The organism is Ideonella sp. FW305-24, assembly GCF_058788035.1.
The window spans coordinates 355,456-368,476 of record NZ_JBYTAI010000007.1 but is presented as its reverse complement, the minus strand read 5'-3'; the positions used below and the strand labels follow the sequence as shown (position 1 = coordinate 368,476).

Genomic DNA, 13,021 nt, shown 5'->3' with positions numbered 1-13,021 from the left:
CCGATGGCCACAGGACCTGGTGTCCCGGCCTCGCCTGCATTCGCCTTCCCGACATTCCAGTTTCCTGAAGTTTGCCGCCTGCAACGAGGAGCCGTTTCGCTGACGGACCGCAGGCAGCCACAGGCAAAGGAGTTTGCACATGTTCAAGCAATGGTTGATGGCCTCGGCGCTCATCGCGAGCACCGGCATGGCCCATGCCTTCGTCAATTCCGCCATCAAGTTCGATGGCTATTGCGATGGTTTCAGTGACCTGACGACCGAGGGCAGTTCCGGGGCTGCCGGCACCTGGCAGAACCTGGATTGCGCTGGCAGCACCGCCACCAGCGGCGGCGCACAGGTGCGTGACGCGGGCACTGGTGCCTGGGGTTACTCGATGAGCACCACGGGCGTTGCGGCGTTCACCGGCGGCTACGAGTTCACCTGGGTGATCCGGGGCGACCGCACTTGGTCGGTCTACACCACCACCGGCCAATACATCAACAGCGGCACCTGGTCACCCAAGGTGCGTGGCTGGGTGGCGCCAGTGGGGGCCCGGCCCTCTTGGCAACCTTGACGCAGCTTGCGACTCATCGCCTGCCCAGACCCAACCCGCTTCGGCGGGTTTTTTCATGACCGTGCGCGAGCGAGGCGACGCGGCGACTCCCTCGATCTGGGGCTGTCCGAAGTGGTTTGAACCGGTCATGCTTGTGCATCAATTTCATGAGCCGATGTGCCGTGGCTGTTTTTGTGCATATCAAGCGATTGCTCGATTCACTGTTTCCAACCTATGGGAAGAAAGCCGCGCATGTACAAGCAAGCTTTGACGCTGATGACCTTGGCCGCAGGCATGGCCTCGGCCCTCGCCGCCGTGCCGTCAGCCGTCGTGTTGGATGGTTATTGTGACTATTTCACCGAATTGACCACCGAAGGCGACACGGGGGCGGCTGGGCACTGGATGAATGTCGATTGCCAGGGGGCCAATTTCCTGCTGGGTGGCATGCAGGCGTCCAGCCTGAAAGGCAAGATCAGTTATGTGTTCGGCACCACGGGTTATGCCGCGACGCATTCCTCCCACCATGAGGTGACCTGGTGGATCCGCGATGACGAAACCTGGACGGTGTTCGATTGGCAAGGCGTGGTGCTGAATTCAGGCACCTGGAGCAAGATCGACATCTTGCCCTTGAAGACCGGCGGCAGCCGGCCGGCCACACGCTGAGGCCCAAAGCAAAACACCCGCCGGAGCGGGTGTTTTTCAGGGCTGCGCTGGAAAGCGCAGGCTTGGCGTTCAGGCCAGGAAATGCGCGTCGCTTTCGTGGCGCGCGGCGGCGGCACGCAGGTCGGCAGCGAAGCCGGGGTCGGTGCGCTCCCACTGGTGGGCCAGTTCACGCACCTGCTCGGCTTCGGCCAGGCGGCTGCTTTGCGCGGTGGGGCGGGCATTGCCCTTGAGCATGCGGCTCAGCAGGCGGCCGGCGGCGAGGAACAGGTCCGCGCCGAGCTTGGCACCGCGGGGGATGTTCAGCGCCGGGCCGTGGTTGAAGGTCTGGGAAGTGATGGCACTCATGATGTCGCTCCTGAAGGATGGCAACTGGCGAGAAATTCAGCGAGTGGCGTCCGCCAGACGGCGCCACTGTGTTGCCGCGTCAGGGGCGGCGGGATTCGAAGGGCACACCCATCATCTGCATGTGCTGCGCAGCGCGGCGGTTGCCGTAGGCCTCCATGACCTTCCAGACCAGGGACAGCTTCTGCTTCAGGCGCTGCAAGGCAACCTGACGCAGCGAAGCGGCACGGTAGGTGGCGCTGCTGGGGTAAGAGGTGGCGGTTTGCATGGCTGGAGACTTTCGTTGAAGCAGGCTTTGACGCTGCGATGGGATGAATACTAGGGTTTTCCCTCCGCATGGTCTACTGAATAGTGTGCAGCATAGGTATGCATGCTGCTTATATGACTGCCATCCGTGAACTTTCGCACCCTGGACCTGAACCTGCTCCGCATCTTCGACACGGTGATGGCCGAGGGCAGCCTGACGCGCGCGGCCCAGGTGCTGGCGATGACGCAGCCCGCTGTCAGCCATGCGCTGAAGCGCCTGCACGATGCCGTGGGCGAATCGCTGTTCCAGCGCAGCGCGCGCGGCATGAAGCCCACGGCCAAGGCCGAGGCCTTGTGGCCGCAGGTGCGCGCCGCGCTGGCTGGCCTGCAGCAGGCGCTGGCGCCTGGCACTTACGACCCGACCGCCGAACCGGTGAACTTCCGCCTGGCGATGGTCGACGCGACCGCCGTGCTGCTGATGCCGCGCGTCATCAAGAGCATCGAAACCCAGCGTGCGCTGGCCAACCTGCGCGTGCAGCCGCTGACCACGCGAGACCCACGCCAGCTGCTGGAGCAGGGCGAGGCCGACCTCGCGGTGGGCTATTTCCCCGACGTGATCGCCGCACTGCGCTCGCAGGGCGATGACGCGACGCTGCGCCAGCTGCGCCTGTATGACACGCGCTACGTCTGCGTGATGCGCCAGGGCCACCCGCTGGCGCAGGGCGCGCTGACGCTGGACGACTTCTGCGCCGCCCATCACCTGCTGGTCAGCTTTTCAGGCCGAGCGCATGGCTTCGTGGACCAGGCCTTGTCCGGCCTGGGCCGGCGCCGCCGCATCGTGCTGACGGTGAACCAGTTCCACACCGCTGGCCAGGTGGTGACCAGTTCGGACCTGCTGACCGTGCTGCCGCGGCGCTTCCTCGCGGCAACCGGCTACGAACACGGCCTGGTCATCAAGGCCTTGCCGTTCCAGCTTGGCCGCGTGCATGTGGACATGCTGTGGCACATGCGCCGGGACGCGGACCCGGCACATGCCTGGCTGCGCGGGCTGATCGCGCAAGGGCCGCTGGCGGCCGATCCGGACGAGGCCGTCGCCCGGGTCGATGAATCGGCGGCTTGAACCGGCCTCAGTCCGCCAGCACCGCCGCCATCGCCTGCGCGGTGCGCTCGACGTTGTGGCTGTTCAGCCCGGCCACGCACATGCGGCCCGAGCGCAGGATGTAGACGCCGAATTCCTCGCGCAGGCGGTCCACCTGCGCAGGGCTCAGCCCCGTGTAGCTGAACATGCCGCGCTGGGTCAGGAAGTAGCCGAAGTCGCGGCCCGGCACCTTGGCGCTGACGATGGCGTGCAGCTGCTTGCGCATCGCCTGGATGCGCTCGCGCATGGCATCCAGCTCCAGCGCCCAGGTGCTGCGCAACTCGGGCGAGCCCAGCAGCGTGGCGACGATCTGGCCGCCGTGCATCGGCGGGTTCGAATAGTTGCGCCGCACCGTGAACTTCAGCTGGCCCAGCACCAGCGCCGCCTCGGCCTTGCTCGGGCAGACCACGCTCAGCGCGCCGCAGCGCTCGCCGTACACGCTCATGCTCTTGGAGAAGGAGTTGGCGACGAAAAACGCCAGCCCGGCACTGGCCAGCGCGCGCACGGCGAAGGCGTCCGCGTCCATCCCGTCACCAAAGCCCTGGTAGGCCAGATCCAGGAAGGGCAGCAGCTCGCGCTCGCGCAGCACCGGGATCAGCGCTTCCCACTGCGCCGGTGTCAGGTCCACGCCGGTCGGGTTGTGGCAGCAGGCGTGCAGCAGCACCACGCTGCGTGCCGGCAGTTCGCGCAAAGCGGCCAGCATGGCGTCGAAGCGCAGGCCACCGGTCGCGGCGTCGTAGTACGGGTAGGTGTTGACGGTGAGGCCGGCGCCTTCGAACACCGCCTTGTGGTTGTCCCAGGTCGGGTCGCTGACCCAGATCGCGGCGTCCGGGAACCACTGCTTGATGAAGTCCGCACCGACCTTCAGGCCGCCGCTGGAGCCCACGCTCTGGATGGTGGCCACACGGCCTTCGGCCAGTGCCGGGTGATCGGCGCCGAACAGCAGCTTCTGCACCTCGGTGCGGAACGCCGCCAGGCCTTCCATCGGCAGGTAGGGCTTGGGACCCGTCTGTTGCGCCACGCGCTGCTCGGCTTCGCGCACCGCGGCCATCACCGGGATGCGGCCTTCGTCATCGAAGTAGATGCCGATCGACAGGTTGATCTTGTCCGCCCGCGGGTCCTTCTGGAAGTCTTCGTTCAGCGAAAGAATGGGGTCGCCAGCGTAGGGCGGGATGTGCGCGAACATGCGGAGGAGTCCTGTCTTGGTGAGGGAAACAAGCGGATTGGCATTATCCCGCCGGGACCCTCCCCGTGTTCAGGCCCGCCATTCCAGCCACGCGCCATGCGGGTGCGAGCGCGCCAGCAGCCGGGTCTGCGGCACTTCGGGCCCCGGCTCGGTCAGCAGCCAGAAGGTCTGGTTGGCGGGCGACGTGCCGGGCTCACCCGGCACCGGCGTGGTCGCCAATGCCAATTCGGGCGCCAGTGGCTGGTTGTGTTGCGCGCCCTCTGCGCTCAACCACAACAGACCGCGCTGCTGCACCAGCCGCTGCACGCGTGTGACATGCGCCGCCAAATCGGCCGGCGCGAAATAGAACAGCACCCAGCTGTTGAACAGCACCGGCACCACGCCGGCCGGCAGTTCGTCCAGCCAGCGTGCCAGCACCGCCAGCCCGTCCTCCGCCTGGATGACCGCCGGCCGCAGCGCGCGGGTTTCGGCCACCGCCATCGCCAGCCGGTTCCGCCGCGGCGCATCCGAGGGCCACAGGCAGGCCATCAGCCAGCGCAGCGCGTCTTCGTCCTGCACGTCGATGGTCGCCTGGTCCACGCCGCAGCGCGCAGCCAGCGTCCAGCTCGGCGGCGCCTCCAGCGCTTCGGGTGCAGCGCCAACGACGCGGCAAGGCAAACCGCCCGACGCATCGCCGCGGTAGTCGCAGCGATAGCGGTCCACCGCCAGGTTCAACCCAGCGCTGCAACCGAAGTCGAACAAGGCCAGCCGCGGTCCGTGATGGCGCGCAATCTCGTCCAGCGCCGGCTTCAGCACCGTGCAGCGGCCAATCTCGTTGGTTTGCGTGCGGCGGGTGGCGATCAGCTCGCGCAATGCAGTCGCATGGGCGTTGGCAAACGCCGCCAGCGCGGCTGGTAGCGCCGGGTCGTCCGGTGACCGCGTTCCACCCACGCTGGCGTACCAGCCGCCCAGACCGTTCGCGCTGCCCGCCCGCAGCACCTCGTGATGCAGCGCCGCGAGGATCAGGTTCGGCAGCCGCTGCGTGGGCGGCGCGTTGTCCAGCAAGGACAACAGGCCGGCCGAGCGCGCGATCAGCCGGCACAGCGGCGGGTACAGCGGCTCATCGGCAAACGCTGGGCCGCTGTGGTCCAGCAGCGCGGCCTGCGGATGGTCCGCCAGCGGCGCGTCGAACGAGGGCGCCGCGATCATGCAGCCAGCGCTGCCTCGATGTCCTTGGCCAGCTTCTCCGGTGCGTCCTGCGGCGCATAGCGCTTGAGCACCTGGCCGTCCTTGCCGATCAGGAACTTGGTGAAGTTCCACTTGATGGCCTCGATGCCTAGCAGGCCTGGCTTTTCGCCCTTGAGCCAGCGGTACAGCGGCGTGGCTTCGTCGCCGTTGACGTCGACCTTGGCCATCATCGGGAAGTCCACGCCGTAGTTCAGCTGGCAGAACGAGGCGATCTCGTCGTTGCTGCCCGGGTCCTGCGAGAGGAACTGGTTGCTTGGGAAACCCAGCACCGTCAGGCCGCGGTCCTGGTAGTCCTTCCACAGCTTTTGCAGGCCTTCGAACTGCGGCGTGAAGCCGCACTTGCTGGCGGTGTTGACGATCAGCAGCACCCGGCCCTGGTACTGCCTGAGCGGCACGGTTTCGCCGGTGATGGCCTTGGCCTCGAAGTCATAGACGCTGTCGCTCATGGAAACCCCGATCCGAAACGCAAAGGTGACGGATGGTAGCGCCGGCCGCGGCGTTCAAGGTCGCAGCGCGGTGGGTGCCTTCAAGGCCGCAGCGCGGCCAGTGCTGCGCCGGCGACGATCAGCGCACCGCCCAGTGCCAGCTGCAGCGTCAGCACGCCGGCACCCAGTGCCAGCGCCGAGCCGGCGGCCCACAGCACCTCGGTCAGCATGATCACCGAGGTGACATTGGCCGGCAGCCGGGACGCGCCGTATTGCAGCGCCAGGTTGCTGCCCAGGTAGACCAGCGCCAGCCCGAGCACGCCGGGCAGCCAGCCGGCGGACAGTGGCGGCAGCGCGGGCACCGTCAGCACCTGCGTCAGCACCAGAGAGACCAGGCAGCCACCGAGGAACATCGCCAGCCCGCGGCCGCCTTCGCTGCGCTGCGATTCGCGCCGCAGCATGATGTTGTTCAGCGCAAAGCTGAAGCCGCCCGCCAGGCCCAGCAGGTCGATGGGCTGGACCTGGCTCAGGTGTTCACCGTCGGCAGGCCACAGCACGAGCACTGCGCCGGCCAGCGCCAAGGCCACGCGCAGCAGCGCGGCACGGGTGACCGGCTCGTGCAGCACCAGCCGCGCCAGCACCACGGTCCACAGCGGCATCAGGTAGAACAGCAGCACCACGCGCACCACGTCGCCAGCGGTGATGCCCCAGTTGAAGCAGGCGTTGGTGGTGCCGGCGGCGAGCAGGATCAGCCACAGCGTGGGCTGGGTGGCCAGCTCGCGCCAGGCGCGGGGCTTCCACAGGCCAATGGCCACCACCGCCAGCGCGAAGATCACCGCGGTGGCCCACAGCGGGTGCATGCCCCTGGCCTGCAGCGCGCGCATCGGCCACCAGGTCAGGCCCCAGATCATCGCGTTGAACAGCAGCGCGGCCACGGGCCGGCGCGCCGCGTGTGCGGCAGGCGTCGCGCTCATCGGCAGCTCAGTGCCGGTCGCTGCGGGCGATGGTCAGCAGCCGTTCGACCTCGGCCTGGTGCGCAACGGTGTTGCGCAGGTGCCAGCGGCGGATCATCCACATCAGCCCGGCCACGCCGATGCCAAACACGGTGATCGCCGAGAAGGCCGACAGGCCGACGCGCGTCATGCCGGTGTAGAACGCGCCCAGGCCCAGGATGCAGGCCTGCTCGTTGAAGTTCTGCACCGCAATCGAACGGCCAGCGCCCATCAGGTTGTGGCCACGGTGCTGCAGCAGCGCGTTCATCGGCACCACCAGGTAGCCGCCCAGCAGGCCCAGCAGCATCAGGAAGGGTGCGGCCACCCAGACGTTGGTGATGAAGTTCAGGCCGATCACCAGCAAGCCCATGCCAATGCCCAGGGGAATCACCGTGGTTGCCTTGTCCAGCCGCACCCGCATCGAAGCGGCCACGGCGCCGACGGCGGTGCCGATGGCCACCACGCCGACCAGGCTGGAAGCCTTGGTGGTCGAGAAGCCCAGCGCCACGGCGGCCCAGGCGAAGACGATGACCCGCAGGTTGCCCGAGACGCCCCAGAACAGCGTGGTCGTGGCCAGCGAGATCTGGCCCAGCCGGTCGGCCCACAGCCGGGTGTTGCAGTGGCCGAAGTCGCGCACCAGGGCCAGCACATTGGTCGTCATCGGCTGCAGCGGCGCGTCGGTGCGCGGGATGCGCAGGTTGAAGATCGCCGCGATCACGTAAAGCGCGACCAGCGAGGCAATCGCCGCTTCCGGCGGCGTGTCGATGCCGGTGTCTATCATCGGCAGGTCGAAACCCAGCAGCATCGGCGAGATGTGCGGGCCGACCAGCTGGCCGCCCAGCAGCACGCCCAGGATGATGGAGGTGATGGTCAGGCCTTCGATCCAGCCATTGGCCTGGACCAGCTGCGAAGGCGGCAGCAGTTCGGTCAGGATGCCGTACTTGGCCGGCGAATAGGCCGCGGCGCCCAGGCCGACGATGGCGTAGGCGAACAGCGGATGGCCGCCGAACAGCATCATCAGGCAGCCCACGACCTTGATGCTGTTCGAATAGAACATCACCTTGCCCTTGGGCACGGCGTCGGCGAAGGCGCCGACCAGCGGCGCCAGGATCACGTAGAACAGCGCGAACATCGGCGTCAGCGCCGGGATCTGCCAGGGGGCAGCGCCGGAGCTTTTGAGCAGTTCGATCGCGCCGACCAGCAATGCGTTGTCTGCCAGCGAGCTGAAGAACTGCGCTGACATGATGGTGAAAAAGCCTTTTTTCATGCAGGGCAGAGCGGTGCTGGCGTCGGGCTTGTGTCGCGGTAGCGGCCCGTTCGTCTCGCGAAGTCTCCTTGTGAGCGAGGGCGGTTTATAGCACGGGGGTGGGGCGCGGCCGCCGCAGGGCGGCTGGCACAATCGCCGCGCCAAGGAAATGCTGCGCCGCCCGTCATGCCCCGTCCGATCGAAGCCCTGATCCATCCCGATGCCCTGAGCCACAACATTGGCCGGGCCCGCGACTTCGCGCCCGATGCCCGGGTCTGGGCTGTGGTCAAGGCCAATGCCTACGGCCACGGCATCGAGCGCTGCTTCGACGCGCTGCGTGCGGCCGACGGCTTTGCGCTGCTGGACTTCGCCGAGGCCGAGCGCCTGCGCGCGCTGGACTGGCGCGGCCCCATCCTGCTGCTGGAAGGCTGCTTCGAGCCGCGCGACCTGGAACTCTGCTCGCGCCTGAACCTCTGGCACGTGGTGCACCAGCCGCAGCAGATCGACTGGCTGGCCGCGCACAAGACCCACACGCCGCACCGCGTGTTCCTGAAGATGAACAGCGGCATGAACCGCCTGGGCTTCAAGCCGGACGCCTTCCGCGCCGCCTGGGCCCGGCTCAACGTGCTGCCGCAGGTCGAAGAGATCTCGCTGATCACCCACTTCTCCGACGCCGACGCCGACCGCTTCGGCCACAACGGCATCGAACACCAGCTCGCCACATGGCTGGCCACCACGCATGACCTGCCAGGTGAGCGCTCACTCGCCAACAGTGCCGCCACGCTGCGCCACCTGGCCAATTCCGGGGCCCGCTCCGACTGGGTGCGCGCCGGCATCATGAGCTACGGCAGCGCACCGGATTTCCCCGAGCACGACATTGCCCACTGGAACCTGCGCCCGGCCATGACGCTGCGCTCGCAGATCATCGGCATCCAGGAACTGCAGCCCGGCGACAGCGTGGGCTACGGCAGCAGTTTCGTCGCCGAGCAGGCCATGCGCGTGGGCACCGTCGCCTGCGGCTATGCCGACGGCTACCCGCGCCACTGCGGCACCGGCACGCCCATCCTGGTCGACGGCGTGCGCACCCGCACCATCGGCCGCGTCTCGATGGACATGCTGGCGGTCGACCTCGGCCCGGTGCCGGCCGCGCAGGTCGGCAGCGCCGTCACGCTGTGGGGGCACGGGCCGCGCGGCAGCGTGCTGGCCATCGACGAAGTCGCCCGCGCAGCCGGCACCATCGGCTACGAGCTGATGTGCGCGGTCGCGCCGCGCGTGCCGGTGCGGGTGCTGGGCGACGGCGAAACACCGTGAGCCCTTGGCGCGGCGCTTGCTGGCAGCCCTGGCCGCCCCGCCCTTTTCACCTTACCCCGCAGCCGCCATGGACCAGCCCTCCCACCAGCTCTCGATGACCGTGCTGATGACGCCCGACATGGCGAACTTCAGCGGCAACGTGCACGGCGGCACCATCCTGAAGTTCCTCGACCAGGTCGCCTACGCCTGCGCCAGCCGCTACGCCGGGCGCTACGTGGTCACGCTCAGCGTCGACCAGGTGATGTTCCGCCAGCCCATCCACGTCGGCGAGCTGGTCACCTTCCTGGCCGCGGTGAACCACACCGGTACCTCATCGATGGAAATCGGCATCAAAGTCGTGGCCGAGAACATCCGCAGCCAGGTCGTGCGCCACGCCAACAGCTGCTTTTTCACGATGGTCGCGGTGGACGACCATGGCAAGCCCGCGCCGGTGCCGCCGCGCCAGCTCGTCACCGAAGAAGAAAAGCGCCGCGCCGAAAACGCCAAGGTCCGCCGCCAGCTGCGCACCGAGATGGAACAGCGCCAGCGCGAAGTGCGGCAGGCGCCGCCACCCACGGCCTGACGTGATACCGCCCAAGGTGGACCCCAGCGAGGTCGAGTTCCACGCGATCCGCGCCCAGGGCGCTGGCGGCCAGAACGTCAACAAGGTCTCGAACGCCGTCCACCTGCGCTTCGATGTGGCCGCCTCCAGCCTGCCCGAAGCGCTGAAGGCGCGCCTGCTGGCGCTGGCCGACCAGCGCATCACCGAAGGCGGCGTCATCGTCATCAAGGCGCAAGAGCACCGCAGCCTGCCGATGAACCAGGCCGACGCGCTGGCCCGGCTGCAGGCCATGGTCGACCAGGCCGCCCACGTGCCCAAGGCCCGCCGCGCCACCAAGCCAACCAAGGGCTCGCAGCGCCGCCGGGTGGATTCGAAGGTCAAGCGTGGCGCCATCAAGGCCGGCCGCGGCCGGGTCAGCGACTGATCGCCCTGCGGCAGCCAAGTAACCAGCGCCTCAGCGCGTGAATGCGGCCTGAAAAGACATTCTTGATCGACAAGGTCGGCCTGATGGGCGGCAGTCCCTGCGGTAACCTCGCCGAGGTGACCCTGCCTGATCCTTCCGATGTTGCTGCGCCTGCGGCTCGCCCGGTGCGCGGCACCGCTGCTGCACCGACGCTGCAGACCCTTGGCCTCAGCGTCGAGGCCGAGGCCCTGTACCGCACGTTGCTGCGCCTGCCCGGCCTGTCGGGCCTGACGCTGGCGCCGCACTTGGCGGGTTGGCCGCCGGCCGAGGTCGAGCCGGCGCTGGTCTCGCTGCAGCAGCGCGGGCTGGTGCGCTGCGAGGGTGGGCAGGCCTGGTTCGCGACCGCGCCGGAGGTGGCCATCGAGCTGCTGCTGATGGAGCGCCAGGTCGAGCTGAACCAGGCGCGGCAGGTGCTGCCGGACCTGCAGCGCGAGCTGATGCGCGGCGAAGGCCTGGCGGCATCCGACGCAGTGCGGCTGGTGGCGGCCGAGGCCGAGGTGCAACTGTCCGAGTACCTGCAGGTGCACCATGCCGCCCGGCGCGAGGTGGCCATCGTGATGTGCCCGCCGTTTGTCGTTTCGGCGCCAGACGCGATGGAGGCCGCGCGCGAACAGGCCAGGCGGCGCGGCGTGCGCTACCGCACCCTCGTCGGCCCGGAGTTGCTGCAGTGGCCGGGCTGGCACGAGGCCGTGCGCCAGTCCCGTGCCGCGGGTGACGAGGTGCGCGTGCACGCCGGCCTGCCGTTCAAGATGGTGCTGGCCGACCGCATCTGCGGGCTGATCCCGCTGCGCAGCGAGGCGCCCGAAGGCCCGGCGCTGCGGCTGGGGCCCACCGCCGCGCTGGATGCCTTGTGGGCGCTGTTCGAATCGCTGTGGGTCCAGGCCGCACCTGCCCTGGAGCCGCCGGCAGAAGGCCAGCAGGAGGCCGGCGACAAGTCGCTGCACGCACTGGTCACGCTGCTGGCCTCGGGCGCCAACGACAAGACCATTGCCGGCGTGCTGGAGATTTCCGAGCGCACGCTGCTGCGCCGCATCCATGCGCTCAGCGACCAGTTGCAGGCGCGCTCCCGCTTCCAGTGCGGCTGGCTCGCCGCAGGCCGCTTTTCGCGCGATTTCTGATCGTCGCTGGTGCACGCCGCGCCGCCCCGCGCGGCCGGCGTGTCGGGATTGTGAAATGTCAGGAATCCGCCAGTCCGCTGCGCATCCATCTGCCCTCCAATGCCGTCACACCGCCGTTGCAGACCCCGACAGCTGCAGCCCGGATCACCCACAGATCGACGGAGTTGAGAGATGAAGATGATGGACTCATGGAAGCGCGCCACGCTGTGCGCAGCGCTGCTGGCCCTGGCCGGCACCGGCGTGGCGCAAGCCACCACCAAGGATGGCCAGGTCGACCAGCAGATGCTCGGCACCGCTGCGAACCAGCAATTCGGCTCGCTGCTGAACGTGCAAGGCGACTTCAACCACGACGGCATTCCGGACCTGGTGGTTGGCTCGCCGGCCGGCACTGACATGCGCGGCGCCGTGGACATCTTCTACGGCAAGGCCAAGGGCGTTGCGCAGCAGGCCGCCTTCCACTACGAGGGCACCATGGCCTGGGACCAGGTCGGCGCCTCGCCGGTGGTGGCAGACGTGAATGGCGACGGTTATCCGGACCTCATCGTCGGCGCGTCCAACTACTCCGGCGCCCAGCAGTACAGCGGCGGCGTGCTGGTCTTCTTCGGCAAGGAACACGGCGTCTCGGCCGAACCCAAGCAGATCCTCGAAGGCCCGTCGACCAACTCGTTCTTCGGCTTTCGCATCCGCTCGCTGGGCGACTTCAACCACGACGGCTACGACGACATCGCCGTGGGCGCGATGGGCGCCAATGGCAGCCTGGGCCAGATCTACATCTTCAAGGGCGGCCCAAAGGGCCTGAAGAAGAAGCCGGTGAGCACGCTGGCCGGCGCCGCGCCGTGGATCTACTTCGGCCAGATCTTCGATGTGGGCGATGTGAATGGGGATGGCATCAAGGACCTGATCGTCGGCGCCAGCAGCCCCACCGGCGGCATCTCCGGCATGACCTGGATCTACCACGGCACGCCCACCGGCTATGCCAATCGCGACGAGACGCTGTATGCGCCGGTTTCGCTGCCTGACAACGCCTACTTCGGCAGCAACGCCATCTTCCTCGGCGACGTGGACGGCGACGGCTTCGGCGACCTGGCCGTGGGCGCCCCGCGCTACGCCGATGGCACCAGCTCGGGCATGGTCTCGGTGTTCTACGGCAGCGCCACCGGCCCGTCCGGCTCTGCCCGCACGCAGACGATCACCGCGGGCAGCGACAAGCTGCTGTTCATGGGCGACAACATGCTGGGCCAGCGCGATTTCGACGGCGATGGCCATGCAGACCTGGTCGTCGGCACCTCGTCCTTCGCCCGGCCCAACGACGAGACCCAGCCCTTCCCTGGCGCGATCTGGGTCTACCGTGGCACGGCCACCGGCTTCGACACCGCGCACATCTACAAGCTCAACGGCGCCAAGAACACGCGCGACGAGTTCGGCAGGAGCCTGGAAGTGGGCGACGTGAATGGCGATGGCGCACCGGACCTGCTCACCGGCTCGGGCGTCTACAGCGACACCCTGAGCCAGCAAGGCGTTGTGCGCGTGATCTTCGGTGTGCCCAAGTGATGCAGGCTCCCGGCCTTGCGCAGGCGCGAGGCTGTTCGCC

At 68.2% G+C, this 13,021-nt stretch carries 15 protein-coding genes; 8 read left to right on the top strand and 7 right to left on the bottom strand.

Features of this window, described 5'->3' with window-relative positions:
* Positions 1 to 139: 139 nt before the first annotated feature.
* Both AC3WR5_RS20640 and AC3WR5_RS20635 read left to right on the top strand, forming a co-directional pair.
* Positions 140 to 553, top strand: a complete 414-nt coding sequence (locus AC3WR5_RS20640; RefSeq protein ID WP_141288950.1) for a hypothetical protein — start codon at positions 140 to 142, stop codon at positions 551 to 553.
* Positions 554 to 784: 231 nt separating this feature from the next.
* Positions 785 to 1,195, top strand: coding sequence for a hypothetical protein (locus tag AC3WR5_RS20635; protein WP_492486758.1), 411 nt, complete (start codon positions 785 to 787; stop codon positions 1,193 to 1,195).
* A gap of 69 nt (positions 1,196 to 1,264) precedes the next feature.
* Here AC3WR5_RS20635 and AC3WR5_RS20630 read toward each other — a convergent pair whose 3' ends face one another.
* Together AC3WR5_RS20630 and AC3WR5_RS20625 are read right to left on the bottom strand one after the other, a co-directional pair.
* On the bottom strand, positions 1,265 to 1,540 hold the full coding sequence (locus AC3WR5_RS20630; RefSeq protein ID WP_492486756.1) for a hypothetical protein: 276 nt from the start codon (positions 1,538 to 1,540) through the stop codon (positions 1,265 to 1,267).
* A gap of 79 nt (positions 1,541 to 1,619) precedes the next feature.
* A complete protein-coding gene (locus AC3WR5_RS20625) occupies positions 1,620 to 1,805 on the bottom strand; it encodes a hypothetical protein (protein ID WP_141288944.1) in 186 nt (61 codons plus the stop codon).
* A 126-nt stretch (positions 1,806 to 1,931) separates the two neighbouring features.
* On the opposite strand from AC3WR5_RS20625, the gene AC3WR5_RS20620 reads away from it, so the two are divergent.
* On the top strand, positions 1,932 to 2,903 hold the full coding sequence (locus AC3WR5_RS20620; protein ID WP_492486754.1) for a LysR family transcriptional regulator: 972 nt from the start codon (positions 1,932 to 1,934) through the stop codon (positions 2,901 to 2,903).
* 7 nt (positions 2,904 to 2,910) lie between these two features.
* On the opposite strand, the gene AC3WR5_RS20615 is transcribed toward AC3WR5_RS20620, so the two are convergent.
* From AC3WR5_RS20615 to lplT, 5 genes are all read right to left on the bottom strand, one after another.
* Entirely contained in the window at positions 2,911 to 4,107 is a 1,197-nt protein-coding gene (locus tag AC3WR5_RS20615; protein WP_492486752.1) for an amino acid aminotransferase, read from the bottom strand.
* A 69-nt stretch (positions 4,108 to 4,176) separates the two neighbouring features.
* Positions 4,177 to 5,295 carry a DUF2332 domain-containing protein gene (locus AC3WR5_RS20610; protein ID WP_492486751.1) on the bottom strand — a complete coding sequence of 373 codons (1,119 nt, stop codon included), beginning with the start codon at positions 5,293 to 5,295 and terminating at the stop codon, positions 4,177 to 4,179.
* Positions 5,292 to 5,780 carry a glutathione peroxidase gene (locus tag AC3WR5_RS20605; protein WP_492486750.1) on the bottom strand — a complete coding sequence of 163 codons (489 nt, stop codon included), beginning with the start codon at positions 5,778 to 5,780 and terminating at the stop codon, positions 5,292 to 5,294. The genes AC3WR5_RS20610 and AC3WR5_RS20605 overlap by 4 nt, the downstream gene beginning before the upstream one ends.
* 80 nt (positions 5,781 to 5,860) lie before the next feature.
* Positions 5,861 to 6,733: a DMT family transporter gene (locus AC3WR5_RS20600; protein WP_492486748.1), complete on the bottom strand. Its 873-nt coding sequence runs from the start codon at positions 6,731 to 6,733 to the stop codon at positions 5,861 to 5,863.
* A gap of 7 nt (positions 6,734 to 6,740) precedes the next feature.
* The gene (gene lplT, locus AC3WR5_RS20595; protein ID WP_492486747.1) at positions 6,741 to 8,018 is read right to left on the bottom strand and encodes a lysophospholipid transporter LplT; all 1,278 of its coding nucleotides are present in this window, start codon (positions 8,016 to 8,018) and stop codon (positions 6,741 to 6,743) included.
* Between the two features lie 165 nt (positions 8,019 to 8,183).
* Here lplT and alr point away from each other — a divergent pair, with 165 nt between their 5' ends.
* From alr to AC3WR5_RS20570, 5 genes are all read left to right on the top strand, one after another.
* On the top strand, positions 8,184 to 9,308 hold the full coding sequence (gene alr, locus AC3WR5_RS20590; protein WP_492486745.1) for an alanine racemase: 1,125 nt from the start codon (positions 8,184 to 8,186) through the stop codon (positions 9,306 to 9,308).
* Between the two features lie 67 nt (positions 9,309 to 9,375).
* A complete protein-coding gene (locus AC3WR5_RS20585; RefSeq protein WP_141292022.1) occupies positions 9,376 to 9,870 on the top strand; it encodes an acyl-CoA thioesterase in 495 nt (164 codons plus the stop codon).
* 4 nt (positions 9,871 to 9,874) lie between these two features.
* Positions 9,875 to 10,273, top strand: coding sequence for an alternative ribosome rescue aminoacyl-tRNA hydrolase ArfB (gene arfB / locus AC3WR5_RS20580; protein ID WP_141292023.1), 399 nt, complete (start codon positions 9,875 to 9,877; stop codon positions 10,271 to 10,273).
* A 62-nt stretch (positions 10,274 to 10,335) separates the two neighbouring features.
* Positions 10,336 to 11,430, top strand: a complete 1,095-nt coding sequence (locus AC3WR5_RS20575; protein ID WP_492486743.1) for a TrmB family transcriptional regulator — start codon at positions 10,336 to 10,338, stop codon at positions 11,428 to 11,430.
* A 171-nt stretch (positions 11,431 to 11,601) separates the two neighbouring features.
* Positions 11,602 to 12,981, top strand: a complete 1,380-nt coding sequence (locus AC3WR5_RS20570; RefSeq protein WP_492486742.1) for an FG-GAP-like repeat-containing protein — start codon at positions 11,602 to 11,604, stop codon at positions 12,979 to 12,981.
* The last annotated feature ends 40 nt before the right edge of the window (positions 12,982 to 13,021 follow it).